This window comes from Micromonospora sp. PTRAS2, assembly GCF_054052245.1.
Genome location: NZ_JBSWBU010000003.1, coordinates 691,043 through 715,362 on the forward strand (window position 1 = coordinate 691,043; position 24,320 = coordinate 715,362).

At 73.1% G+C, this 24,320-nt stretch carries 20 protein-coding genes, 1 tRNA gene and 2 pseudogenes; 6 read left to right on the forward strand and 17 right to left on the reverse strand.

Annotation, left to right across the window (positions count from 1 at the left end; translation table 11 throughout):
- Nucleotides 1–8: 8 nt before the first annotated feature.
- A complete protein-coding gene (locus ACVMYR_RS13990; RefSeq protein WP_457121960.1) occupies nucleotides 9–2,402 on the reverse strand; it encodes a M4 family metallopeptidase in 2,394 nt (797 codons plus the stop codon).
- A gap of 166 nt (nucleotides 2,403–2,568) precedes the next feature.
- Here ACVMYR_RS13990 and ACVMYR_RS13995 point away from each other — a divergent pair, with 166 nt between their 5' ends.
- A complete protein-coding gene (locus tag ACVMYR_RS13995) occupies nucleotides 2,569–3,117 on the forward strand; it encodes a hypothetical protein (RefSeq protein ID WP_457121961.1) in 549 nt (182 codons plus the stop codon).
- A gap of 43 nt (nucleotides 3,118–3,160) precedes the next feature.
- Here the strand turns inward: ACVMYR_RS13995 and ACVMYR_RS14000 are convergent, their stop codons facing one another.
- The 4 genes from ACVMYR_RS14000 to ACVMYR_RS14015 all read right to left on the reverse strand — a co-directional run bounded on the left by ACVMYR_RS14000 (nucleotide 3,161) and on the right by ACVMYR_RS14015 (nucleotide 4,896).
- Complete coding sequence (locus ACVMYR_RS14000) at nucleotides 3,161–3,805, reverse strand: histidine phosphatase family protein (RefSeq protein ID WP_457121962.1); 645 nt, start codon at nucleotides 3,803–3,805, stop codon at nucleotides 3,161–3,163.
- 78 nt (nucleotides 3,806–3,883) lie between these two features.
- A complete protein-coding gene (locus ACVMYR_RS14005; RefSeq protein ID WP_091277935.1) occupies nucleotides 3,884–4,303 on the reverse strand; it encodes a VOC family protein in 420 nt (139 codons plus the stop codon).
- Nucleotides 4,304–4,338: 35 nt separating this feature from the next.
- Nucleotides 4,339–4,737, reverse strand: coding sequence for a helix-turn-helix domain-containing protein (locus ACVMYR_RS14010; protein WP_091277938.1), 399 nt, complete (start codon nucleotides 4,735–4,737; stop codon nucleotides 4,339–4,341).
- An 82-nt stretch (nucleotides 4,738–4,819) separates the two neighbouring features.
- Nucleotides 4,820–4,896: transfer RNA gene (locus ACVMYR_RS14015), tRNA-Thr, on the reverse strand.
- 364 nt (nucleotides 4,897–5,260) lie between these two features.
- On the opposite strand from ACVMYR_RS14015, the gene ACVMYR_RS14020 reads away from it, so the two are divergent.
- Nucleotides 5,261–6,352, forward strand: coding sequence for an ABC transporter ATP-binding protein (locus ACVMYR_RS14020; protein WP_091277939.1), 1,092 nt, complete (start codon nucleotides 5,261–5,263; stop codon nucleotides 6,350–6,352).
- Nucleotides 6,353–6,483: 131 nt separating this feature from the next.
- Here the strand turns inward: ACVMYR_RS14020 and rlmB are convergent, their stop codons facing one another.
- Nucleotides 6,484–7,614: a 23S rRNA (guanosine(2251)-2'-O)-methyltransferase RlmB gene (rlmB, locus tag ACVMYR_RS14025; RefSeq protein ID WP_077938083.1), complete on the reverse strand. Its 1,131-nt coding sequence runs from the start codon at nucleotides 7,612–7,614 to the stop codon at nucleotides 6,484–6,486.
- On the reverse strand, nucleotides 7,614–9,029 hold the full coding sequence (gene cysS / locus ACVMYR_RS14030) for a cysteine--tRNA ligase (protein WP_091277942.1): 1,416 nt from the start codon (nucleotides 9,027–9,029) through the stop codon (nucleotides 7,614–7,616). Before cysS ends, rlmB begins: the two co-directional genes overlap by 1 nt.
- Before the next feature lie 193 nt (nucleotides 9,030–9,222).
- On the opposite strand from cysS, the gene ACVMYR_RS14035 reads away from it, so the two are divergent.
- Both ACVMYR_RS14035 and ACVMYR_RS14040 read left to right on the forward strand, forming a co-directional pair.
- Nucleotides 9,223–9,834, forward strand: a complete 612-nt coding sequence (locus ACVMYR_RS14035) for an IclR family transcriptional regulator (protein ID WP_255705232.1) — start codon at nucleotides 9,223–9,225, stop codon at nucleotides 9,832–9,834.
- Nucleotides 9,835–10,107: 273 nt separating this feature from the next.
- A complete protein-coding gene (locus tag ACVMYR_RS14040; RefSeq protein ID WP_457121963.1) occupies nucleotides 10,108–11,307 on the forward strand; it encodes a hypothetical protein in 1,200 nt (399 codons plus the stop codon).
- Between the two features lie 265 nt (nucleotides 11,308–11,572).
- Here ACVMYR_RS14040 and ACVMYR_RS14045 read toward each other — a convergent pair whose 3' ends face one another.
- The 3 genes from ACVMYR_RS14045 to ACVMYR_RS14055 form a co-directional block, all read right to left on the reverse strand.
- Nucleotides 11,573–13,243, reverse strand: coding sequence for a S8 family serine peptidase (locus ACVMYR_RS14045; protein ID WP_396789649.1), 1,671 nt, complete (start codon nucleotides 13,241–13,243; stop codon nucleotides 11,573–11,575).
- A gap of 170 nt (nucleotides 13,244–13,413) precedes the next feature.
- Complete coding sequence (locus ACVMYR_RS14050; RefSeq protein WP_229404821.1) at nucleotides 13,414–14,112, reverse strand: HAD family hydrolase; 699 nt, start codon at nucleotides 14,110–14,112, stop codon at nucleotides 13,414–13,416.
- Between the two features lie 133 nt (nucleotides 14,113–14,245).
- Nucleotides 14,246–15,217, reverse strand: a complete 972-nt coding sequence (locus ACVMYR_RS14055) for an EamA family transporter (RefSeq protein ID WP_077938077.1) — start codon at nucleotides 15,215–15,217, stop codon at nucleotides 14,246–14,248.
- A 76-nt stretch (nucleotides 15,218–15,293) separates the two neighbouring features.
- Between ACVMYR_RS14055 and ACVMYR_RS14060 the strand changes: the two genes are divergently transcribed.
- Nucleotides 15,294–15,848 carry a CGNR zinc finger domain-containing protein gene (locus ACVMYR_RS14060; RefSeq protein ID WP_396789646.1) on the forward strand — a complete coding sequence of 185 codons (555 nt, stop codon included), beginning with the start codon at nucleotides 15,294–15,296 and terminating at the stop codon, nucleotides 15,846–15,848.
- A gap of 67 nt (nucleotides 15,849–15,915) precedes the next feature.
- Here ACVMYR_RS14060 and ACVMYR_RS14065 read toward each other — a convergent pair.
- The 6 genes and pseudogenes from ACVMYR_RS14065 to ACVMYR_RS14090 form a co-directional block, all read right to left on the reverse strand.
- Nucleotides 15,916–16,200 (reverse strand): annotated as a pseudogene (locus ACVMYR_RS14065) (GNAT family N-acetyltransferase); the annotation flags it as partial.
- A 264-nt stretch (nucleotides 16,201–16,464) separates the two neighbouring features.
- Nucleotides 16,465–16,815: pseudogene (locus tag ACVMYR_RS14070) on the reverse strand (GNAT family N-acetyltransferase); the annotation flags it as partial.
- A 38-nt stretch (nucleotides 16,816–16,853) separates the two neighbouring features.
- Entirely contained in the window at nucleotides 16,854–17,240 is a 387-nt protein-coding gene (locus tag ACVMYR_RS14075) for a pyridoxamine 5'-phosphate oxidase family protein (RefSeq protein WP_457121964.1), read from the reverse strand.
- Nucleotides 17,241–17,251: 11 nt separating this feature from the next.
- Entirely contained in the window at nucleotides 17,252–17,434 is a 183-nt protein-coding gene (locus tag ACVMYR_RS14080) for a DUF397 domain-containing protein (RefSeq protein ID WP_457121965.1), read from the reverse strand.
- Nucleotides 17,425–18,105: a DUF5753 domain-containing protein gene (locus ACVMYR_RS14085; RefSeq protein ID WP_457121966.1), complete on the reverse strand. Its 681-nt coding sequence runs from the start codon at nucleotides 18,103–18,105 to the stop codon at nucleotides 17,425–17,427. The genes ACVMYR_RS14080 and ACVMYR_RS14085 overlap by 10 nt, the downstream gene beginning before the upstream one ends.
- Before the next feature lie 396 nt (nucleotides 18,106–18,501).
- The gene (locus tag ACVMYR_RS14090) at nucleotides 18,502–19,911 is read right to left on the reverse strand and encodes a class II fumarate hydratase (RefSeq protein WP_198956603.1); all 1,410 of its coding nucleotides are present in this window, start codon (nucleotides 19,909–19,911) and stop codon (nucleotides 18,502–18,504) included.
- 193 nt (nucleotides 19,912–20,104) lie between these two features.
- Here ACVMYR_RS14090 and ACVMYR_RS14095 point away from each other — a divergent pair, with 193 nt between their 5' ends.
- Entirely contained in the window at nucleotides 20,105–22,462 is a 2,358-nt protein-coding gene (locus ACVMYR_RS14095; protein ID WP_457121967.1) for a hypothetical protein, read from the forward strand.
- 177 nt (nucleotides 22,463–22,639) lie between these two features.
- On the opposite strand, the gene ACVMYR_RS14100 is transcribed toward ACVMYR_RS14095, so the two are convergent.
- A complete protein-coding gene (locus ACVMYR_RS14100) occupies nucleotides 22,640–24,307 on the reverse strand; it encodes a fumarate hydratase (RefSeq protein ID WP_396789641.1) in 1,668 nt (555 codons plus the stop codon).
- Between the last annotated feature and the right edge of the window lie 13 nt (nucleotides 24,308–24,320).

Here is a 24,320-nt window from a genome sequence, read left to right on the forward strand (position 1 = left end):
CGGCTACGTCAGGCGACGTCGACCGCGGTGTCGTCGACGACGAAGGACGTCTGGAGCGAGAAGTCCTCGGTGCCGGTGAACTTCAGGGTGACGGTCTGGCCGGCGTACGAGGCCAGCGAGAAGGACTTCAGCGAGTAACCGGTGGCCTTGTTCAGGTTCGAGTACGTGGCCAGGGTCGCCAGCACCGTCCCGGACGAGTTGAGCACCTGCACGGAGAGCTTGTCGTACTGGGTGCTCGTGGTGCTCTCGTTCGAGTCGATGTGCAGCCAGAAGCTGAAGTTGTACGAGCTGCAGCCCGCCGGCAGGCTCACCGACTGGGACAGCGTCTCGGTGTTGCTGGTGGCGCGCCCGTTGAGCCAGGCGCTGTAGGTGCCGGTGCGGGCCGGCTGGCTGGTGCCGTGCTGGGCGATGACGCCGGAGGAGGCCGTCCACACCGTGTTGCCGGACTCGAAGCCGGCGTTGCCGAGCTTCTGACCCGCGCCGGTGCAGCCGCCGACGCCGCCGACCGTCAGCGTGTAGGTGGCCGTGTGGTTCACCGAGGTGCCGGTGCCGGTCACCGTGACGGTGTAGGTGCCCGCCGGGGTGCTGGCACCGGTGGCGATGGTGAGGGTGGACGACGCGCCTGAGGTCACCGAGGCCGGGCTGAACGACGCGGTCGCGCCGGAGGGCAGGCCGGACGCGGAGAGCGCGACGGTCTGCGCGGTGCCGCTGGTGGTGGCGGTGGCCACGCTGGTGCTGGCGGAGCCGCCGGCGGTGACCGAGCCGGAGGTCGGCGAGAGCGTGACGGAGAAGTCGTTGCCGGTCGACGAGCAGGGCGCGTCGCTGCCGGCCACGTTCACCGCGGTCCACGCCGCCTGGACGGCCTTGTACTCGGTGGAGCAGCTGCCGTAGAGGTCGGTGGCCGCCTTGAGGCTGTACGCCCGCGCGGTGTTCGCCGGGTTGCTGGTGTTGACGTACGACGTGTTGGAGGTGAAGTACACGTCGAGCGCGCGGAACCAGATCTTCTCCGCCTTGGCCCGGCCGATGCCGGTGACCGCCGGGGCGGAGCCGCAGACGGGCGAGGTGCCGTACGCGGTCGCGCCGGTGCCCTCGGCGAGGTTGAAGTAGAAGTGGTTGCCGACGCCGGAGGAGTAGTGCACGTCCTTGTTCTTGGTGCTGGTCGACCAGCACGAGTCGGACGAGCCGTCCAGCGACGGGTTGTACATGTAGCGCAGCGGCGTGCCGTTGCCGTTGATGTTGATCTTCTCACCGACCTGGTAGTCGCCCGGGTCGCTCGGCGCGTTGGCGTAGAACTCCACCATGTTGCCGAAGATGTCGCTGGTGGCCTCGTTGAGGCCGCCGGACTCGCCGGAGTAGACCAGGCCGGCGACGGCCTCGGTGACGCCGTGGCTCATCTCGTGGCCGGCCACGTCGAGGGAGACCAGCGGGCGGGAGTTGCTGGAGCCGTCGCCGTAGGTCATCCGGGAGCCGTCCCAGAAGGCGTTGACGTAGTTGTTGCCGTAGTGCACCCGGCTCGGCACGCCCGCTCCGTTGCCGAAGATGCCGTTGCGGCCGTGCACGTTCTTGAAGTAGTCGAACGTCTTGGCGGCCCCGAAGTGGGCGTCGACGGCGGCCGACTGCCGGTTGCTGTTGGCGCCGGTGCCCCAGACGTTGTCGGCGTCGGTGAAGGTGGTGCAGGTCGACGTGCCGTTGTTCATGTCGCAGGTGGTGCCGTTGCCGCGCACCGGGTCGATCATCTGGTAGGTGCTGCCGGAGAGCGTGGTGTCGATGGCGACCGCGCCGGTGTAGATGCCGGTTCCGCTGCCGGCGACCGACTCGATCTCGTCGTACGAGCCGATGAGCGCGCCGGTGACGGCGTCGGTGATCACGTGCAGCTTCGACGGGGTCTGCTTGTCGGCCTTCCAGCCGGTGACGACGGTCTCCCAGGCCAGGCGGCCCTTGCCGGAGCTGGCGTCGACGAAGAGCTCCGGGGTGCCCACGGCGGTGAGCGAGCCGGAGAACTCCTTGCGCGCGGCCGCCTTGGCCTTGGCGGAGGTGACCTTCGGGCTGGTGCCGAGGGTCAGCGGGGCGGCGAGGCCCACCGAGGCCCCGGCGTACTGGCCGTTCGCGGTGGCGTGGATGACGAAGTCACCGCCGTAGACACGCAGGCCGTGGTAGGTGCGGGTGTAGCGGGTGTGTGAGGCACCGCTGCCGTCCACCTTGGTGCGGACGACCTGGTAGGCCTCCGCGCCGGTCCCCTGCACGGCACCGGGGTTGGCGCGCAGGACCGAGTCGGCACGGGCCGCGGCGGCGGCGTCCGGGGTGGGGGCGGCGGGGGGTGCCGCTTGCGCCGTGGTGGTGACGCAGGCGAGCAGGCCGCCGGTCAGCAGCGCTGCGCTCGCAGCGGCGAGGGTTTTCTTCACGTGCCCTCCTGGCAAGAAGATGTGACGGGGGTAGTCACGCATGTAGATATAGAGACACATGAACAGGAGGGGAAGGGCGGGAGCGCTATCAGACACCAACACTGGCCGAACGGATGAGTAACGGCAGGTGACGGAACCGGGTCGAGTCCGGACACGTCCCACCAATATGAGATCGACTCTCCTCCGCGCCGTCCTCGTCGCCGCCGCCGTCACCGCGTCGCTGGCGTCGGTCGGATGCTCCGCCGGCGACCCGGGCACCCCCACGTCGGCCCCCTCCGGCGTCACCGGGCCGACGCCCGCCCCGGGCGCGCCGACCACCGGCCCGGCGGTGCCCACCGGAGGCCCGGCGACCACCGGCACCGCCGCCCCGGTGGACGCCGACCGCGTGGTCGTGCGGCGCTCCGGCGGCTACGGGGGGCTGGACGACACCGTCACCGTCGAGCCGGACGGCCGGTGGACGGCCGTCGACCGGGCCGGCGCACGGCGGACCGGCCGGTTCACCGGGGCCGACCTCGACCGGCTGCGGCAGCTCGCCGCCGCCCCCCGGATCGCCGAGGGCGGCACCGACGACGGGGACGGTCGTTGCGGCGACGCCTTCGAATACCGGGTCAGCGTCGGCGGCACCACGGTCGACTGGACCGACTGCCCGGTCGCGGGCACGCCGCCGCCGGCCGCGTCGGCGCTGGCCGAGTTCGTGCTCACGGCCGCCCGCTGACCCGGGTGGAGGCCATCGCCAGCGACGACGCCCCGCCGGGGGATCAGAAGCGGTAGGCCGCCGGGAGGCCGGTGGCCCGCAGGTCCGGCGGCAGGTGGGACACGTCGTTGACCGCGACCAGGGTCGCCGGGCCGCCCGAGTGGTAACGGATCACGGTCAGGCCGGCGTTGTGGTGGCCCAGCCCGAGCCAGCGCCCCGGCGGCGCGTCCAGCGCGTGCCGCACCAGCCAGGCGATCAGGAAGGTGTGGGTGACCACCAGGACCCGGTCGTCGCCGTCGGCCGGCACGGCGGCGAACCGGGCCACGGCCGCCGCCGTCAGCCGCGGCCCGTCGACCCGCTCGGCCGGCGAGTAGGCGGCCAGGAGCCTCGCGTACGCCGGGGGCAGGCCCGCCGGGTCGGTGTCGTGCGGCAGGTGGTCGCCGGCCAGCTCGGTGGCGTACACCGGGACACCGGGCAGCGACCGGGCGACCAGCCCGGCGGTCTGCGCGGCCCGGGGCAGCGGCCCGTGGTGGACGGCGGCGAACGGCACCCCGCGCAGCCGCTCGCCGAGCAGCTCCGCCTGCCGCCGGCCCCGGGCGGAGAGGCCGACCTCCGGCGGGTCGCCCGCAGCGCCGTCGGGCCCGTCCTGCCCGTCGGCGGGCCGGTCCTGCTCGCCGTGCCGGGCCAGGAAGAGCAGGCGGCTCGCCATCGTCACCTCACCGGTCGGGAGGCGCGATGCTAACCCGCGCCCCCGCCGCCCGCCGGCCCGGCCGACACGGGAACGGGCTCAGCCGCGCGGGAACATCTGCCCGATACGGATCTTGTTGCCGAACGGGTCCCGGATGCCGAAGTCGATGCCGTACGGGCGCTCGGTCGGCTCGTCGGTGACCTCCACGCCCTTGCCGACCAGGTCCTCGTACGTCTTCTGCGCGTCGTCGGTGGTCATGAAGAGGTAGCCGCCCAGCGCACCCTTGGTGAGCAGCTCCCGCACCTGCTCGGCCGTCGCCGGGTCGAGGGCCGGCGGCCCCGGCTTCTCCAGCAGGATCTCCCGCTCCGGGTCGCCCGGCAGGTTGACCGTCAGCCAGCGCATGAAGCCGAGATCGGCGTCGGTGTTGACCTCCAGGCCGAGCTTGCCCACATAGAAGTCGAGCGCCTCGTCCTGGTCGAGCACGTAGATCTGGGAGCGGCTGATCGCGTTCATCGTCATGCCCGGAACGCTATGCGACCGCCCTGACCTGCCGCTTATCCAAAACTGCTGGGTCGCGTCCAGGCCTTGGCGAAGCAGGCGGGCACGTCCACCGGGGCCCGGCCCCGCCGGTACGCCGTCGGCGGCTCGCCCACGATCCGGTGGAACGTCCGGCTGAACGTCCCGAGGCTGGCGAACCCCACCGCGAAGCAGACGTCGGTGACGTCCCGGTCGGTCTGGGTCAGCAGGTACATGGCCCGCTCGACCCGACGACGTTGCAGGTAGCGGTGCGGGGTCTCGCCGAAGGTGGCCCGGAAGGTGCGGATGAAATGCGCCGGCGAGACGTGCGCGATCCGCGCCAGGGCGGGAATGTCCAACGGCTGGGCGTACGACCGGTCCATGGCGTCGCGGGCGCGCAGCATCGCCCGGTTGGACTCCTCCACGGCGCGGCTCATCCCACCCCCGTCGCGCTACGGTCGCCGCTGCTGTCACGCCACCGGGACGGCCCGGCAGGACGCCGGAACCGCCTTGTGGGACTGGAGCCCCCGGCCGGGATCGAACCGGCGACATCTCGCTTACAAGGCGAGTGCTCTGGCCAGCTGAGCTACAGGGGCGCATCGTGCGTGGTCAGCATAAGCGACAGACCTGCGAACATCCCCCTCGGCAGCCCCTCCGAGCACGGAAAACGCAATCTTTCCGAACCGGGAGGCGACAGTTCGTCGCCGGCCCGGCGAAACCGTGCGGAGATTGATGCCCGGCTGTGCCCGACTGACCGGAATGCGTATGCCGTCCGTCCCACCCGATGCTTCATGTCTTGGCAGGATACGAAAAGGCGTTTACCGTGCAGTGACACGGATGACACTTCCGGCGGCCCCGGCTGCCCGGCGTGTCGCCCGATGGCCGGCGTCACACGACGCCGGTCGCTCCTTCACTCGGATCGTCCGGCACGTTCCTGCCGGTGAAAGGAAGCGCTCCAGCATGGCTACGGTCACCTACGCGAAGGCGTCCCGCATCTACGCGGGCACCGAGCGTCCCGCAGTGAACCAGCTCGACCTCCAGATCGGGGACGGCGAGTTCCTGGTCCTGGTCGGCCCCTCCGGTTGCGGCAAGTCCACCAGCCTGCGCATGCTCGCCGGCCTGGAGGACGTCGACGACGGCGCGATCTACATCGACGACCGCGACGTCACCCACCTGCCGCCGAAGGCCCGCGACATCGCGATGGTCTTCCAGAACTACGCCCTCTACCCGCACATGTCGGTGTACGAGAACATGGCGTTCGCGCTCAAGCTGCGCAAGACCCCCAAGGACGAGATCGACCGGCGGGTGAAGGAGGCGGCCGGGCTGCTCCAGCTGGAGGAGTACCTCAGCCGCAAGCCGAAGGCCCTCTCCGGCGGTCAGCGCCAGCGGGTCGCGATGGGCCGGGCGATCGTCCGCGAGCCGCAGGTCTTCCTCATGGACGAGCCGCTGTCGAACCTCGACGCCAAGCTCCGGGTGCAGACCCGCACCCAGATCGCGTCGCTGCAGGCGAAGCTCGGCATCACCACCGTCTACGTCACCCACGACCAGGTCGAGGCCATGACCATGGGTCACCGGGTGGCGGTCATGCTCGACGGCGTCCTCCAGCAGGTGGACACCCCCCGGGCGCTCTACGACACCCCGGCCAACGTCTTCGTCGCCGGCTTCATGGGCTCCCCCGCCATGAACATCAAGACCGTCCCGTTCAGCGAGCGGGGCGCGGCGTTCGCCGAGATGAACATCCCGCTGACCCGCGAGCAGGCCGAGGCGGCCCGCGCCGAGGGCGGCAACAACAAGGTCACCGTCGGGTTCCGCCCGGAGGACTGCGACCTGGTCAGCCCCACCGAGGGCGGCATGCCCGTCGTGGTCGAGCTGGTCGAGGACCTGGGCTCCGACGCGAACGTTTACGGCCACGCCGCGCTGGAGGGCCACAACGAGCGCTTCGTGGTCCGCACCGACCGGCGCACCATGCCGAACATGGGTGACACCGTGTTCGTCAAGCCGCGCGCCGGGCGTACCCACGTCTTCAACGCCGCCACCGGCAAGCGGATCTGACGCAGCAGCACGAAAGGGGCGGTCCGCCGGGTGGCGGGCCGCCCCTTTCGCGTACGCCTGCCGGAGCCGGACGCACGACGGGCCGCCCCCTGGTGCGGGGACGGCCCGGCGCGTCGGTCGGGTGCGGCGGGTCAGGACTCCGCGGCCCGGCGGCGGGCCACCTCGGCGAGGGTGACCGCCGCGGCGACGCTGGCGTTGAGCGACTCCACCTCGGAGACCATCGGGATGCTCACCGTCAGGTCGCAGGTCTCGCCGACCAGCCGGGACAGCCCGCGCCCCTCGGAGCCGACGACCACGACCAGCGGGCCGACGGCCGCCTCCAGGTCGTACAGGTCGGTGTCGCCGTCGGCGTCCAGGCCGACGACCATGAACCCGGCGTCCTGGCACGCCTTCAGCGACCGGGTCAGGTTGGTGACCTGGGCGACGGGCACCCGCGCCGCCGCGCCCGCGCTGGTGCGCCAGGCCGTCGCGGTGATCCCGGCGGCCCGCCGCTCCGGCACGAACACGCCCTGCGCGCCGAACGCGGCGGCGGACCGGATCACCGCGCCGAGGTTGCGCGGGTCGGTGACCCCGTCGAGGGCCACCAGCAGCGGGGCCGTCTGCTCCAGCGCCGCCGCCACCAGATCCTCGAACGGCTCGTACGCGAACGGCGGCACCTGCAGGCCGATGCCCTGGTGCAGCACGCCGCCGGTCATCCGGTCCAGCTCGGCCCGGCTGATCTCCAGGATGGCGATGCCCCGGTCGGCGGCGGTGCGGACGATCTCGGTGACCCGGTCGTCGATCTCGATGCCGTGGGCCGTGTAGAGCGCGGTGGCCGGCACCTGGGCGCGCAGCGACTCCAGCACCGGGTTCCGCCCGACCAGCAGCTCCGGGCTGTCCTTCGCCGGGTTGGACTTGCGGCCCGGCGCGACCCGGGGCCCGGTGCGCCCGGCCGGCTTGCCGCCCCGGCCGCCGGCGCCGCCCCGCAGGGTCGGCACCCCCCGGCCGCCGCCCCGGCCCCAGGTGGTGTCCTTGGTGCCCGGCTTGCCGACCTTCGGGGTGCGCCCCTCCTCGGCCGCCGCCCGGCGCTCCTTGTCCTGCTTCCAGGCGGTGCGCTGGGGCAGCTTCTCGGTGCCCGAGTATGCCTTGTGCCAGGGGCGCTCGTCGGCGGGCAGGGTCTTGCCCCGGCCCGCGAGAGAGTCCTTGTTCTTGCCGCCGGAGCCCTTGGGGGCACCCGCCTTCGACGTCAGTCGCCGGCCACGGCGCTGCGAGTTGCCGGCCATCAGTCCTGCTCTCCAATAGTCCAACGGGGGCCCTGGGGGGTGTCCTCGACCACCACGCCGGCCAGCTTGAGCTGGTCGCGGACGGCGTCCGCGGCCGCCCAGTCCTTGCGGCTGCGGGCCTGCGCGCGCTGTTCCAGGGCCAGCGCGACCAGTGAGTCGACCACGCCGCGCAGGTCGTCCACGCGACCGCCGCCGGTCCAGGCCTCGTCGAGGGGGTCGATCCCGAGGATATCCAGCATCGCCCGCGCGGAGCCGAGCGCCGTGCGGACGGTCACATCGTCGCCGGTCGCCAGGGCGGTGTTGCCCTCCCGGAGCACCTCCTGGAGCACCGCGAGCGCGGCCGAGGTGTTCAGGTCGTCGTCCATCGCCGCGACGAAGCCGGCCGGCAGCTCGCCGAGCCCGCCGGGGCCGACCCGCTCGGCGGCCCGCTGGACGAACCCCTCGATCCGCCGGAACCCGCTGGCCCACTCGCGCAGCGAGTCCTCGGTGTAGTCGATGTGCGACCGGTAGTGCGCCGCCGCGTAGTAGTAGCGCAGCTCGATCGGGCGCACCCCGAGCGAGGCGACGTACGCCAGGTCGAGGGCGTTGCCGAGCGACTTGCCCATCTTCGCCCCGCCGATGCCGAGCAGCCCGTGGTGCACCCAGTAGCGGGCGAACGGCAGGCCCGCCGCCTGCGACTGGGCGATCTCGTTCTCGTGGTGCGGGAAGGTCAGGTCGAGCCCGCCGCCGTGGATGTCGAACTCCTCGCCCAGGTAACGCCAGCACATCGCCGAGCACTCGATGTGCCAGCCGGGCCGCCCCCGCCCCCACGGCGACGGCCAGTAGGCGTCGGCCGGCTCGTCGGGCTTCGCGCCCTTCCACAGGGCGAAGTCGCGCGGGTCGCGCTTGCCCCGCTCCGGGGCGTCGTCGGCGGCCTGCATCGCGTCGGGCGACTGCCCGGACAGCGCGCCATAGGCCGGCCAGGACGCCACGTCGAAGTAGACGTCGCCCGAGCCGTCGGTGGCCGGGTAGGCGTGCCCGGTGTCGATCAGCTTCGCGATCAGCTCGTGCATCTCGGGGATGTGCCCGGTGGCCCGCGGCTCGTACGTCGGCGGCAGCACGTTCAGTGACCGGTAGGCGGCGGTCAGCGCCCGCTCGTTGGCGTACGCGATCGACCAGAACGGCCGGTCCTGCTCGCAGGCCTTCACCAGGATCTTGTCGTCGATGTCGGTCAGGTTGCGGATGAACCGCACCTCGAAGCCCCGGGCCAGCAGCCAGCGGCGCAGCACGTCGTAGTTGACGCCGGAGCGGAGGTGGCCGATGTGCGGAGGACCCTGGAGCGTGAGACCACACAGGTAGACCCCCACCTTGCCGGCTTCCCGCGGGACGAAGTCCCGCACCGATCGGGTGGCGGTGTCATACAGGCGTAGCGTCACGGCTCCAGGGTAGCCGTCCACACGTTGCCGGTTCGCCCCGCGCCGGGTCGTCCGCCGCCCCGCGTTCCCGGTTCGTCCCGTGCCGGGTCGTACGCTGCCCCTCGTGGATGAGGCGGCGCGGCAGGAGCGCACGACGACCCGGACCGACGACGGCACGCGCGGTGGTGAGCGCGGTGGTGAGACAGCTCAGACGCTGGACCGGGGGCTGCGGCTGCTGCACCTGGTCGCCGACGCGCCGGGCGGGCTGACCGTCACCGAGGCGGCCAACCGGCTGGGCATCGGCCGGGCGGCCGTCTACCGGCTGGTCGGGGCGCTCAGCGGGCACGGCATGGTGCGCCGCGACGGCGACGGCCGGCTGCGGCTCGGCGCGGGCGTGCTGCACCTGGCGAGGAGGGCCCAGCCGCTGCTCGCCGAGGGGGCGCTGCCCGCCCTGCGGCGGCTCGCCGAGCAGGCCGGCGCGACCGCGCACCTGACCGTCGTCGAGGGCGGCGAGGGGGTCGCCCTGGCGGTGGTGGAGCCGAGCTGGACGTCGCTGCACGTGGCGTACCGGACCGGGACGCGGCATCCGCTGGAACGGGGGGCGGCCGGGCGGGCCATCCTCGCCGCCCGCGCGGGATCCGCCGGCCCGGTGAGCACCAGCGGCGAGTTGCAGCCCGGGGCGTACGGCGTGGCCGCGCCGGTGCTCGGCGTGCCGGGGCTGGAGGCGAGCGTCGGCGTGGTGGCGCTGGCCCCGCTGGACCCGGAGTCGGTCGGCGAGCAGGTGCTCGCGGCAGCGGCGGCGATCAGCGCGGCGCTGGCCCCCTGACGCGAGCCGGCCAGGGCAGGGGGCGGACCAGGCTGGGCAGGGCGGGGACCGGGCAGGGCTGGTTTGGCCGGGCCGGTGGGGCTGGTTGGGCCCGGCATGTCGGCGACATGGCGGCATCCCAGCCGCCGGATACCCCCACGTCGCCGACACTGCGTCCCCGCTAGCACATCCGAGGGCGGGTTGGGCGGTTATCCACAGGGTGGGGAGCCGGCGAGGTGGCCGGTTGTCCACAGGGGTGTCGCCAGGCGTACCGGGACGGTGACGCTGGTCGACATGCCCCCACAACCTTCCCGCCCCGCTGCCCTGGCCCGGCAGGTCTTCCGCGGCTCGGAGGCCGTCCGGCTCGGGCTGCTCAGCCGGCACCAGCTCCGCGGCGCGTCCTGGCTGCGCCTGCGTCAGGACGTGTACGCCGACGCCCGACTCCACCGAGACCACGGCCTGGCCTGCCGCGCCGCCGTGCTGCGGTTGCCGCCCGAGGCGGTGCTCGCCGGCCCGTCGGCGGCCTACCTGCTCGGCGTCGAACACGCCGCCTCGTTCACCGACGACGTGCATGTGCTCGTCCCCCGGTCGGCCCGGATCGACTCACAGCCCGGCATCCGGGTGCACACTCTCGGCGCTGCTCCGGCGCTCTTGCCAGTGGGTGGCGGCCCAGCCACCCAGGCGGGCGGCGGCCGGACACTCGACGACCGGGCGGGCGGCGGCCGGACACTCGACGACCACCCAGCCGGGAGCCGGACGGGTGCGGCGGGCGCAGCCGCAGACCCGGCCTTCGGTCCCGCCACCGCCGGCCAGGGAGCCGTCGAAAGGACCGCCGCCGGGCTGGGCATCATCGACGCGACCGCCGCCGACCTGGCTGCCGCCGACAGGACCGCAGCCGAACCGGGCACCGTCAACCGGACCGCCGCCGGGCTGGGCATCATCGACGGGACCGCCGCCGGTGTCGGGGCCCTGCGGTGGACGCAGCCGGCCCAGGCCGCATGGGAGACGGCGGTGTGGCTGGAGCCGTTCCAGGCGGTGCCGATCGTCGACAGCCTGCTCGGCCGAGGGCTGGTCACCTGGGATGACCTGACGGCGGTCACCGAGCACAACGCCGACCGGCCGGGCGGGCGGCGCGCCCGCTGGGTGTTCGGGCTCGCCGACGGCGGCGCGCAGTCGCCACCGGAGTCACAGCTGCGGTTGCGGCTGGTGCTCGCCGGCCTGCCCCGCCCGGTGACCCAGCACCCGGTTCGGCTGGCGTCGGGCCTGGTCCTGCACCCAGACCTGGCCTGGCCGGCCTTCCGGGTCGCCGTCGAGTACGACGGGCACTGGCACGCCGACGCCGAGCAGCTGCACCGCGACCGCCAGCGGCTCAACCACCTCGTCGGGGCGGGCTGGGTCGTGCTGCACGTGACCAGCCGCCGCCTCCACCGGGACTTCCCGGCGGTGGTCCGCGAGGTGCGCGCCGCCCTGGTGTCCCGAGGCTGGCGGCGATGACCCGCCCCCCAACCCGGCAACCTGGCCCCAAACGGGCCGGTGCCTGGGCCTGAGCTGGGGCGCGACGGGGCGGGGCGGGGCGGGGCGGCGGGTTGCGCCGCCATGTCGGCGACATCGCGCCATCTCAGGCCCCTGGACCCCGCCATGTCGCCGACATGGCGCGACGCCAGCGACGCCAGCGACGCCAGCTAAGCCCGCGGCCGGAAACGCGCGAGGGCCCGGGCGACCGTGGTCACCCGGGCCCAGCCGGAGAGGATCCGGGATGTCACATGCGGGTCGTCACCGCGGCGTACGCGTCGATGATGCCGTGACCGTAGAAGCCGTTGAACGTCGAGCTACCGGCGCAGAAGGCGTCGAACTCGGCCGGACGGCCCTCGTTGGTGTAGGTCTGCAGCCGGGGCTCCGGGCAGGCGCGCTCGGCGGCGGTGCGGTAGAGCTGCCGCTCCACCTTGTCCGGGTCCATGCCCAGACCGCCCTTGACCTTCTTGCCGTACTTGCTGACGATCAGCGCGGCGACGCCGCTGACGTGCGGCGACGCCATCGAGGTGCCCTGCAGGTAGGTGTAGTAGCCGCAGTCGCCGTTGGCCTTGCACTCCTTGAACACCGACTCCTCGAAGCCGGCGACGATGTTGCCGTTCTCGTCGACGGAGCCCTCCTCCTGGAGGACGTGCTTCGGGTACGCGGAGAGGATCATGTTGGAGTCGAGGCGGTAGGTGTCGGTGCCGTAGCCGTCGCGGTACCAGCCACCCGGCGCGGCGACGGCGATCTGCTCGGTGCCGTAGTTCGAGTAGTCGGCCTTCTTGCCGGACGGGCCGACCGCCGACACGCCGATCACGTGCGGGCCCTCCACCGGGAAGTCCCAGCAGCTGGCGTTGTCGATCGGCCGCTCGTACGGGTCGGCGCCGTAGTCGGGGCTGGAGAAGTCGGTGCGCGGGGCGCCCAGGTCCTCGTGGTTGTTGCCGAGCGAGCCGACCAGGGTGACGCCCTTGCGGTGCGCATAGTTGAGCGCCCGCGTCATGGCCTCGATGGTCGCCCGCTGCTCGGCCTGGGCCTCCGGCGAGTCGGCCGGGTTGGCCGTGCAGTTGTAGAGCCACGGGTCGACGTAGAACGACATGTTGACCACGTCGAGGCCGACCTTGCCGGCGTGGACCAGGGCGTTGACGACCGGGTCGAGGAAGAAGTAGCCGGAGTCCTGACCGCCCTTGAGCTCGACCAGGGTCACGTTCGGGGCGACGCCGGAGAGGCCGAAGCCGTCGGCGGCGGCGCCGATGGTCCCGGCGACGTGGGTGCCGTGCCCGCCGTCGTCGGTGCCGACCGGGTCGAGGCAGCTCGCCACCTCGCACTCGCCGTCGACCTCGGGGATGTCGGGGGCGAAGTTGCGCGACAGTGACCAGCTGAAGTTCGCCGCCAGGTCGGGGTTGCTGGCGTCGAGGCCGGTGTCGAGGACGCCGACGGTGACCCGACGGTCGCCCGGCTCCACCTTGCGCGCCTTGTCGGCCCGGATCATGCCCAGGCCCCAGAGCTTGTCGTCCAGTGGGTCCAGCTTCGCGCCCCGCTTGGCGGGGGCACCCTTCGCCTTGGCCTTGGCCTGGGCGAGGAGGTTCTCCTGCTCGACCCGGTCGAGCTTCGGCTTGCGGCCGATGGCCTTCTTCTCGGCCGCGCCGAGCAGGGCGGCGTTCGCGGCGGCCCGGCTGGCGAAGTCGGCGCGGTCGCTGGTGACCTGGTACAGGCCGACCTCGTCGGTGCGGGACACGACCGTGCCACCGGCGGCCTTGATCGCGGCGATCGCCGCGTCGGCGGAGACGCCGGACTCCGCCACGACGGTGAACTCCCGGGTCACGGTCGGCTCGGCATTGGCCGGGCCCACCACGCCGGTCACCGTGAGTGCCAACGCCGTTGCGGTTGCGACGGCACCGGCGGTGAAGCGCTTGCTCACCACATCAGATCCTCTCGTTGAGGGACGTGGCAGCCATCCCATACCACCGGGGAGCGTTCCGCTAGATGGGAGTCCGTATTACACGGCAATCAGGCTTTCGTCGGCCCGCTGTCATCCAACGTCGACGGGCCGGCCGGCGGGGCGGGCTCGCGGCCCGCCGGCCGGGCGGCCTACGCGCCGCTCAGTTCGACCCGGGCGTACCGGTCGAGGACGTCCGGCAGGGCGGCCAGCGTGGACACCTCCGCGTCGGCCGGCACGCCCTCCGGGCGGGGCAGCCCACCGCGGTTGAGCCACACCGCCCGCATCCCGGCCCGCAGGGGCGCGACGACGTCGTGGCTCGGCGAGTCGCCGACGTACACGATCTGGCGCGGGGGCACCCCGGCGGCCTCGACCACGGCGGCGAAGAACTCGGGGGCGGGCTTCTTCGGCAGGCCGTTCTCGTGCGCGTACACCTCGAAGGTGAACTCGCCGGTGAGCCCGCAGCGTTCGGCGCGGCTGTTGCCGTTGGTGGCGTAGCCCAGGGTGTAGCGCGGGCGCAGGGCGGCGAGCGCGGGCAGCGCGTCGGGGAACGGCCGGGTGAGCGCGAAGCGCCGGGCGAAGAAGAGCGCCGCGAGGTCGTCGAGGTGCGCGTCGAGGCCGGCCCGGGCGAGCGACCGGGCCAGCGCGGCCCGCCGGATCTCGTTGACCGGCGCGGCGCTCAGCGCCCCGAAGACCGCACCCCAGTCCGACTCCAGGTCCGCGAGGGTGACCTCGGCCGCCGCCGGGGTCAGCCGCCGCATCTCCTCGAGTACGGCCTCCAGCCCGCCGGTGACCGCCGGGCGCAGGTCGAGCAGGGTCTCGTCGGCGTCGAACACGACGTGGGTCAGCATGCCGGCAAGGGTGCCACCGAGCCGGGCCCCGGGCCACGTCGGCCCTGTTCCCCCGGGCTGGGCGTGCCGGTACGGGCCCGGCCGACCCCGACCGGGTGCCGGCCGCCGGCCCGGACGGCGCGATGGCGGCTGGTCATGCCTCGGCCGCGAGGGCGGGTTCGGCGGGGCGGGCGGGCGACCGGCCGAGGGCCCGCGCCTCGCGCAGTTCGTCGATCCGGACCAGGGCGACCCCGGCGACGATCAGGGCGCCGCCGAGCAGCTGCACCACGGTCGGCAGCTCGCCCAGCACCAGCCAGGCGATGAGCACCGCGAACATGACCTCGGTCAGCCCGACGAACGACGACAGCCGGGCCCCGAGGATCCGGGCCGCCGCGATCCCGGTCAGGTACGCGACGACCGCCGCGACCAGCGAGAGGCCGGCGATGGGCACCAGCCAGCTCGTGCGCTGCCCCGCGAAGGTCACCTCGCCGAAGGTGGCCCGCAGCGGCAGCGCCCCGGCGAGGCCGAGCACGAGCAGGGCCGCCGCGCCGACGCCCATGCCGGCGCTGGCCATCGCCACCGAAGGCAGGCCGTCGTCGAGTCGCCCGGCGATCACGAAGTAGCCGGCGAGGCCGACGGCCGCGCCCAGCCCCCAGAGCACGCCGGCCGGGTCGAGGCGACCGCCGCCGGTGACGTCCAGCACGGCGGGGAGGCCGGCGAGCGCGGCCACCGACCCGGCCACGGTCAGCCGGCGGGGGCGCTGCCCGTGGACCGCCCACATCCAGCCGACCACGAGGATGATGCCCAGATATTCCAGCAGCAGCGCCACCCCGACCGGGAGGTAGCGCACGGCGTTGAAGAAGCACGCCTGCGCCAGGGCGACGGCGAGCAGCCCGAACGCGCCCACGGAGGCGAGGTTGCGCCGCAGCACGTCCCACCGGCCGCGCAGGGCCAGCACCGCCGGCACCGCGAGGACGGCGGCGGCGCTGCCGACCCGGGCGATCACCACGGCCTCCGCGGACCACCCGGCCTCGATCAGCGACCGGGCGAAGGTGCCCGAGGTGGCGAAGGTGACGGCCGACAGCAGTGCCAGGCCGAGACCGACGCCGGTGGGTCGTTGACGCATCGACTCTCCTCGGGACGTCATGAGTCAAGTAGCTTTATGCTCGTGACGCTAGGTCGGTCGGCCGACAGGAGTCAAATTGCTTTTCGCCCATGACACCGAGCCCGCGCTGATCGCCGCCGCCGCGCTGGTCAACACCGGGGGCAGCCACGGCGAGGCGCTGCCCGACGTGGCGGCCCTGGACGCGTTCCTCGCCACGCACGGCTGGACCGGCCGGCACGAACGCACCGACGCGGAGCTGCGGGCCGTCCGGGACCTGCGCCCCCGGCTGCGCCGGATCTGGTACGCCGACACCGACGAGGTCGTCGCCACCGTCAATGCGCTGCTGCGCGACGCCGGGGCGCTGCCGCAGCTCATCCGCCACGACGACGAGCCGTATCACCTGCACGCCGTGCCGAGGGACGCGCCGCTGCCCACCCGGATGGCCGTCGAGGCCGCGATGGCCCTCGCCGACCTCGTACGCGGCGACGAGCTGAGCCGGCTGCGCGTGTGCGATCACCCCGACTGCGACAACGTGCTGGTGGACCTGTCCAAGAACCGGTCCCGCCGGTACTGCGACGCCGGGTGCGGCAACCGCGCGGCGGTCACCGCCTACCGGGCCCGCCGGGCCGCCGCCCGGCCCCGGCTGGGCTGAACATCATGTCGGGCGGGTGGTGGTATCCCGGCCGCTGGATACCGCCACCTGCCCGCCATGAAGTCGATCAACCGGCCTCGCGCGCCGCCCACTCCGCGCGGAGCAGCTCGTACTCGACCTCGCCGTGCTCGGTGCCCTCGATCGGGTCGTCCCAGTCGAGGTGGAACGTGCGCACGTACCGCAGTCCGGCCTTCTCCATCACCCGCCGGGAGGGCGTGTTGACCGCCATCGTCTGCGCCCACACCCGGGCCAGGCCGACGGTGGCGAACGCGTACCGGAGCAGGGCACGGGACCCCTCGGTGGCCAGGCCGCGCCCCCACGCCGCCCGCCGCAGCCGGTACCCCAACTCGGCCTGCGTCACCGGTTGCGCCGCCGCCGGTTGCGCCCCCGCCGGTGGTGCAGCCGCCGGTGGTGCTGCCCCCGCTGCCGGCCCGGGCAGGGGACCTGCCTGCGGGGCATCCGCCCCGGGCACGGGCTCCGCTTCCGGGGCACCCGCCCCGGGCCACAGGCCTGCCTGCGGGGCGGCCCCGGGCACGGGCTCCGCCGCCGGGGGACCTGCCTCGGGCCGCACGCCTGCCTGCGGGGCGGCGGCCCCGGGCGAGGGCTCCGCCGCCGGGGCGTCCAGGGCGAACCAGCCCAGGAACGTCCCCGTCGCCCGGTCGACGGCGGCCCACCGGCCCAGGCCGGGGCACCGGTCGTACCCGGCCAGGAGGCGGGGCAGCAGCTCGCCCCGGACCACGTCGGCCGGGGTCGGCTGGCCACCGGTCAGGTAGCGCATGACCTCCGGGTCCGAGTCCAGCTCCGTCAGGGCGTCGGCATCGGCCTCCGTGAACCGGCGCAGCCGCAGCCGCCCCGTCTCCAGCAGGACCGCCCCGGACCCGTCGACCCCCGTCATCCCCGCCACCCCCTTCACGCTGAAGATCATGTCGGGCGGGTGGCGGTATCCCGACCCGCCCGATACCGCCATGTCGCCGACATGAAGTCGATCAACCGGCCGACCGGCGGTCACGAGGCGCTGCCGGCCATCAGCCAGCGGGTGACGGGGACCCGGATCAGGACGTTCTCCCCGGCGGGCCCGGCCGGGGCGGTGACGTCCCAGTCGTACTTGCGGCGGAACCCGTCGTCGACCCACTCGGGGAACGGCTGGCGCACGATCACGGCCGCACCCTCGGCGACGACCGGGAACTTGCCATCGGGCAGCGCCAGCGACACCCGGGGATCGACGATGATGTTACGGACCTTGCGGTTCCGCTCCTGTGTCCAGATCCACCACTCGTCGCCTCGGAACAGGAACCAGACCGGCGTGACGTGCGGCGAGCCGTTCGGCCGCACCGTGCACAGCCAGACGATCCGCTCCTGGGCGAGGCGGTCCAGGACCTCCGGTCCGGGCACCGCTTGGCCGGTCAGCGGGGGACCGCCGCGACGAAGGCCCGCCACGCGTGCGCGTCGACGGTCAGCGCCGGCCCCGAACGGTCCTTGCTGTCCCGCACCCCGACCACCCCGGGAAGATCCGTCGCCACCTCCACACACTGGTCGTTCGACCCGCTGCGGCTGCTCTTCCGCCAGTGGGCACCCATCAACTCCATGACTCCGCCACTTTCCTCAACCGATCGATCGACTCCTGCGGGGGCAACGCCGCGCCGAGGGTAGCCTCCCAGGTCCGCTGGAGACGACGCAGATCCTCGGGCTTGTCCAGTTCCTGCCCGCCGATCTGACCACTGAGGAAAGCCAACTCGACGTCGTCGGACAGCGTCGCGAGGATGAACGGTCCATTCAGGCCCGGATTCTCCTCGGCCGTGCAGGGCACCACGTGTACCCGCACCCCCGGATGCTCCGTGGCCAGCCACGCAAGATGCGACGCCTGGTCACACATGATCTTGCGACTGCGGACGCGGCACCGGAGCACGGACTCGTCGACCACCGCGACGACACGGGGCTGACGGTCTCCGTAGAGGACTGCCTGGCTCTCCATCCGACCGTCAAGCCGGCGCTGCACCGCCTCGGCATCGAGCAGGTCGTCTGCTTCGAAGACGGCGCGGGCGTATGCCTCGGTCTGGAAGAGGCCGGGCACGTGCAGCGGATCGAACCAGCGCAGCGCGCGGGCCTGGTCCAGGATCACCCGCCAACCGCGCAGCCAGACCTGGGCCTTGCCGAGGGTTACCAGCCCGGCGAGCATGCGACCGAAGAGGCCGCCGGTGTCGAGCGCCTCATCGAACAGCTCCAGGCATTTGGGAGCGGGCGGGCCCTCCACCCTCACGGTGATCCACTCCGATGCGCCGCCACCTGCGGAGACGCCCGGAACACCCCGGCTCTCGCAACGGCCGGAGACGCTTCCGAAAGTAGCGACCCGATCACCAGACTGTGAAGGGCGGACGGCCAAAGTGGCCTATCCCCCGGCCCCGTCGCCCGCCCGGGGACCGCCCCGCTCCCCCGGCCGGGCGTCCCCGACCAGGGCGCGATGACGCAGATGACTCAGCTCCCTAGGGAGGCCGCTCCATGTCCCGGCCCGCGCGCGACCGACGAGTCGTACCCCCGCCGACCCCGCACGCGGCGCTTCGGCCGCTCTGGCTGTGCCGGGCCTGCGCCGCGCCCTGGCCCCAGCACAGGCACCGGCACCGGCACCGGCACCGGCAACCATCCCGACCGGTGAGCGTCAGGGGTGGGTCATCCGGAGCAGGTCGAGGGCCTCGTCGAGCTGCTCGGCGGTGAGCTTGCCGTTGGCCACGTGCCCCCGGGCGATAACCACGTCCCGGATCGCCATCTCCTTGGCCAGCGCCTCCTTGGCGATCGAGGCGGCCTCGTCGTACCCGAGGTGGCGGTTGAGGGGGGTGACGATCGACGGCGAGCCCTCGGCGTACGCGAGACAGACGTCCGCGTTCGCGACCAGGCCGGCCACGCAGCGGTCGGCGAGCAGGCGACTCGACGCGGCCAGCAGCTTGATCGATTCCAGCAGGTTGCGGGCCATCACCGGGAGCATGACGTTCAGCTCGAAGTCGCCCTGCGAGCCGGCGAAGGCCACCGCCGCGTCGTTGCCGATGACCTGGGCGCAGACCTGCCGCACGGCCTCGGCGACGACCGGGTTCACCTTGCCCGGCATGATCGACGAGCCGGGCTGGAGGTCGGGGATGCGCAGCTCGCGCAGGCCGGCGCGGGGGCCGGAGCCCATCCACCGGATGTCGTTGGCGATCTTGTAGAGGCCGACGGCGATGGTGCGGAGCTGCCCGGACGTCTCCACCAGCGCGTCCCGCGCGCCCTGCGCCTCGAAGTGGTTGCGCGCCTCGCTCAGGGGCAGGCCGGTGGACTCGCGCAGCTTGGCGATCACGGCGGCTGCGAAGCCGAGCGGCGTGTTGATGCCGGTGCCGACGGCGGTGCCACCTAGCGGCAGCTCGGCCAGCCGGGGCAGCGCCGTCTCCAGCCGCTCGACGCCGTAGCGGACCTGGGCGGCGTACCCGCCGAACTCCTGGCCGAGGGTGACGGGCGTGGCGTCCATCAGGTGGGTGCGGCCGGCCTTGACCACGGTCTCGAACTCGGCCGACTTGGTCTCCAGCGCACCGGCGAGGTGGGTCAGGGAGGGCAGCAGGTCCTCGACGATGAACTGCGTCGCCGCCAGGTGGATGGAGGACGGGAAGACGTCGTTGCTGGACTGCGAGGCGTTGACGTCGTCGTTGGGGTGCACGTCCCGGCCCAGCTCCCGGCTGGCCAGGGTGGCGATGACCTCGTTGGTGTTCATGTTCGACGAGGTGCCCGAGCCGGTCTGGAACACGTCGATGGGGAACTGGTCGTCGTAGCCGCCGTCGGCCACGTGCGCGGCGGCGGTGGCGATCGCGGCGGCCACCTCCGCGTCGATCACGCCCAGCTCGCCGTTGACCTGCGCCGCCGCGCCCTTGATCTGGGCCAGGGCCTTGATCTGGGCCGGCTCGATGCCCCGGCCGGAGATCGGGAAGTTCTGCACCGCGCGCTGGGTCTGCGCCCGCCACAGCGCCTCGGCGGGCACCTCCACCTCGCCCATCGAGTCGCGTTCGATCCGGTAGCCCGCTGCTTCTGGAGTCGTCACGCACACCATCCTGCCCCGCCCGCCGCCGGCCCGCAGATGATCGCCCGCCCAGGCGGACGGGCGGGCCGAAAGTCGAAGGCGCGGAGCCAGTCACGTAATTAAGATCATGGAATCGTTGCCTTCCACGAAAGGGCGTGACTTGCAGTTCAACGGGGGTTCCACCGGCGTTCGTTCCGGACGCCCGCGGCGCACACCGCGCCGCGTGACCACCATCGGCCTCGCCGGCCTGCTCGCCGCCTCCGGCGCGCTGGTCGTGACCGCCGCGCCGGCCAGTGCCGGCGTGACCCGGTACGTCCTGCCCACCAGCGTCAGCTACACCGACGCCCGGCAGCCCACCGTCGCCTTCCCCACTACCGCCGCCGACGTGCCCGTCGGCACGTGGCAGGCCGACGGGGTGAAGCACACCTCGCGGGCCTACTTCACCTTCGACCTCACCCCGTACCGGGGCAAGGAGGTCATCTTCGCCCAGGTCGTCACCGGGGAGTCCTCGGTCGCCGACTGCACGAAGCCGCGCGAGCTGGAGCTGTGGCGCACCGACACCCCGGCGGCCCCGCCCACCTGGAACACCGCGCCCGCCGTACGCGAGAAGGTCGGCGATGTCGGTCCCACCGCGCCCTGCCCGGCCGGCTACCTGGAGCTGGGCGTCACCGACGTGTTCCGGCAGGCCGTCGCCGACGGCCGCGACTCGCTCACGCTGATGGCCCGGATCGCCGGCGACCACGAGGGCAACAAGCACTTCGGGCGGCGGATGGAGAAGCCGGGCGTCTCGCTGCAGGCGAACGGCGCGCCCGACGTGCCGGGCAAGCTGAGCGTCTCGGGCCGGGCCTGCGCCGACGGGCTGCTGGTCGGCACCACCACGCCGGTCCTCACCGCCGAGGTGACCGACCCGGACAGGCTGGAGCCGTACGCCGGGGATCAGGTGCGGGCCACCTTCGCCTGGTGGCCGGTCGACCGGCCCGCCGAGCGGACCGAGTGGACCTCCTCCGTCTGGTACGCCCCGGCCACGATCCCGTATACGCTGCCCGGCGGCCTGCTGGTCGACGGCGGCACGTACGCCTTCGCGGTCCGCGCCGCCGACGAGCACGCCGCCTCCGGCTGGTCGCCGGAGTGCCGGTTCACCGTGGACACGGTCCGCCCGCCCGCGCCCACGGTGGCCTCCGCCGACTACCCGGCCGACCCGGGCTTCCCCGGCCACGGCGGCCCGGGGATCGCCGGTGACTTCACCTTCACCAGCGCCGCCGACGACGTCGCCGGATTCTGGTACGGCCGCTCCGGCCTCACCACCTACGCCGCCGCCGGCCCAGGCGGCACCGCCACGGTCAGTTACGCCCCCGAGCGGTACGGCCCGGACTGGCTCTACGTGCAGGCCGTGGACCGCACGGGCAACCCCTCGCCGCAGACCCGCTACGAGTTCTGGGTGCGCAACACCGCCCCGACCGTCACCGACGGCAACCCCGACGGCTGGCTCGGGCAGCCGCGCGAGCTCACGTTCGCGCCGAACATGACGGACGTGGTCGAGTACGTCTGGTCGCTCAACGACGGCACCCAGCGGACCGTGGCGGCGGACGCTGCCGGGGCGGCCACGGTGACGGTCACGCCGACGGTGGTGCGCAACACGGTGCACGTGCGCAGCCGCACCCGCGACGGGGTGCTCTCCGGCGACGCCGGCTTCACGTTCTCCGTGCGCACCGCCCCATTCGTCACCTCCGGGGACTGGCCGTTCGACGGAACGCCGGGCGCGCCGGCCGGCACCGAGGGCAGCTTCACCTTCAAGCCGGCGATGGCCGACGTCACCGAGTACGTCTACGCGTTCGACTACGGCGACCCGCACACCGTCGCCGCGGGCGCGGACGGCAGCGCGACCATCTCGTACACGCCGGCCGATGCGAGTCACCACACGATCGAGGTGTTCAGCCGGACCAGCGCCGGGGTGGAGTCCGACCCGATCGGCCTGGCGTTCTATCCCGCCTCGGTCGCGCCGACGGTGGCGTCCGAGGCGTACCCGCGCAACATGACCGGCGGCGGACCGGGCGTGCCCGGCACCTTCACCTTCGCCCCGCACCCCTCGGTCACCGGCGTCACCTCGTACGTCTACCAGTTCCGCGACGAGCCGGAGCAGACCGTGGCGGCGAACGCGGACGGCACCGCCAGCGTCGAGTGGACGCCGTCGGCGTACGACAACACCTACGGCGGCTGGGTGGAGCTGCGGGTACGGGCGCGCACGGCCGCCGGGGTGACCACGGACGCGCAGTACTACTCGTTCCGGGTCGACCCGGAGAGCCCGCTGGTCACCTCGGACGTGTTCGGCTGGCAGGGCGGTGCCGTGGTCGGGCAGACGGGCGAGTTCGTGTTCACCGCCCAGTTGCCGGGCACCACGGAGTTCGTCTACTCGTTCGACGACGGGGCGGAGGTCACCGTGGCGGCGGGCGCGGCCGGCACGGCCCGGGTGAGCTGGGCGGCGGACTCGCCGTACGGCCACAGCCTGACGGTGCGCAGCCGCACGGCGGCGGGGATCGTCTCCGGCTCGGCGTACTACAGCATCTTCATCGACCCGAGCTGACCCACGCCGTACGCCGAAGGGGCGCCGGGCTCACGCCCGGCGCCCCCTTCGTCATCCCGCGCACCCACTTCCGCGATCTTGCAGTTGCGGCCCCGACAAAAGGGGCGAAGCACCCATCCAGGGGGCCCAAAGTGCAAGATCGGCGAGAGCAGGCGCGCGCGGCCGGTCGGGGAGCGGTCAGCGGCGGCCGACGGTGAGGACCGGCTTGGTGACCTCGGCGAAGAAGTCGTTGCCCTTGTCGTCGACGACGATGAAGGCCGGGAAGTCCTCCACCTCGATCTTCCAGACCGCCTCCATGCCCAGCTCCGCGTATTCGAGGACCTCGACGTGCCGGATGCAGTCCTGCGCGAGGCGGGCGGCGGGGCCGCCGATGGAGCCGAGGTAGAAGCCGCCGTGCTGCTGGCAGGAGCGGGTCACCTGGGCTGACCGGTTGCCCTTGGCGAGCATCACCATCGAGCCGCCGGCCGCCTGGAACTTCTCCACGTACGCGTCCATCCGGCCGGCGGTGGTCGGGCCGAACGAGCCGGAGGCGTACCCCTCGGGGGTCTTGGCGGGGCCGGCGTAGTAGACGGCGTGGTCGCGCAGGTACTGCGGCATCGGCTCGCCCGCGTCGAGCCGCTCGGCGATCTTGGCGTGCGCGATGTCCCGGGCGACGACGAGCGGGCCGGTCAGCGACAGTCGGGTCTTCACCGGGTATTTCGACAGCTCGGCGCGGATCTCGGCCATCGGCCGGTTGAGGTCGACGCGCACCACCTGCTCGGCGTCGAGGGTCTCGTCGGTGACGTCGGGCAGGTAGCGCGCCGGGTCGGTCTCCAGGCGCTCCAGCCACACGCCCGACGGGGTGATCTTGGCGACGGCCTGCCGGTCGGCGGAGCAGGACACGGCGACCGCCACCGGGCACGACGCGCCGTGCCGGGGCAGCCGGACGACCCGCACGTCGTGGCAGAAGTAGCGCCCGCCGAACTGCGCCCCGATGCCGAAGTTGCGGGTCAGCTCCAGCACCTCCGCCTCCAGCTCCAGGTCGCGGAAGCCGTGCGCGGTCATCGAGCCCTGCGTGGGCAGGGCGTCCAGGTACTTCGCGGAGGCGTACTTGGCGGTCTTGAGGGCGTACTCGGCGCTGGTGCCGCCGATGACGATCGCCAGGTGGTAGGGCGGGCAGGCGGCGGTGCCGATGAGCCGCAGCTTCTCCTCCAGGAACTGCATCATCCGCGTCGGGTTCAGCAGCGCCTTGGTCTCCTGGTAGAGGTACGACTTGTTGGCCGACCCGCCGCCCTTGGCCATGAACAGGAACTTGTACGCGTCGGGGTGCCCGTCCGGGTCCTCGGCGTAGAGCTCCACCTGCGCCGGCAGGTTGCTGCCCGTGTTGCGCTCCTCCCACATCGTCAGCGGGGCGAGCTGCGAGTAGCGCAGGTTGAGCTTCGTGTACGCCTGGTAGACGCCCCGGGAGATCGCCTCGGCGTCGCCGCCGTCGGTGAGCACGTGCCGGCCGCGCTTGCCCATCACGATGGCGGTGCCGGTGTCCTGGCACATCGGCAGCACCCCGCCGGCCGCGATGTTCGCGTTGCGCAGCAGGTCCAGCGCGACGAACCGGTCGTTCGGCGAGGCCGCCGGGTCGTCGATGATCGCCCGGAGCTGGGCCAGGTGGGCGGGGCGCAGGAAGTGGGCGATGTCGTGCATCGCCTCGGCGGTCAGCGCGGTCAGCGCGGCCGGCTCCACGGTGAGGAACCGGCGCCCGCCCGGACCGTTGACGACGTCGACACCCTCGTCGGTGACCAGGCGATACTCGGTCTGGTCGGGACCGGTCGGCAGCAAGGGAGCGTAGGAGAACGCGGCGGCACTGCTCATGAGCGGAAAGCCT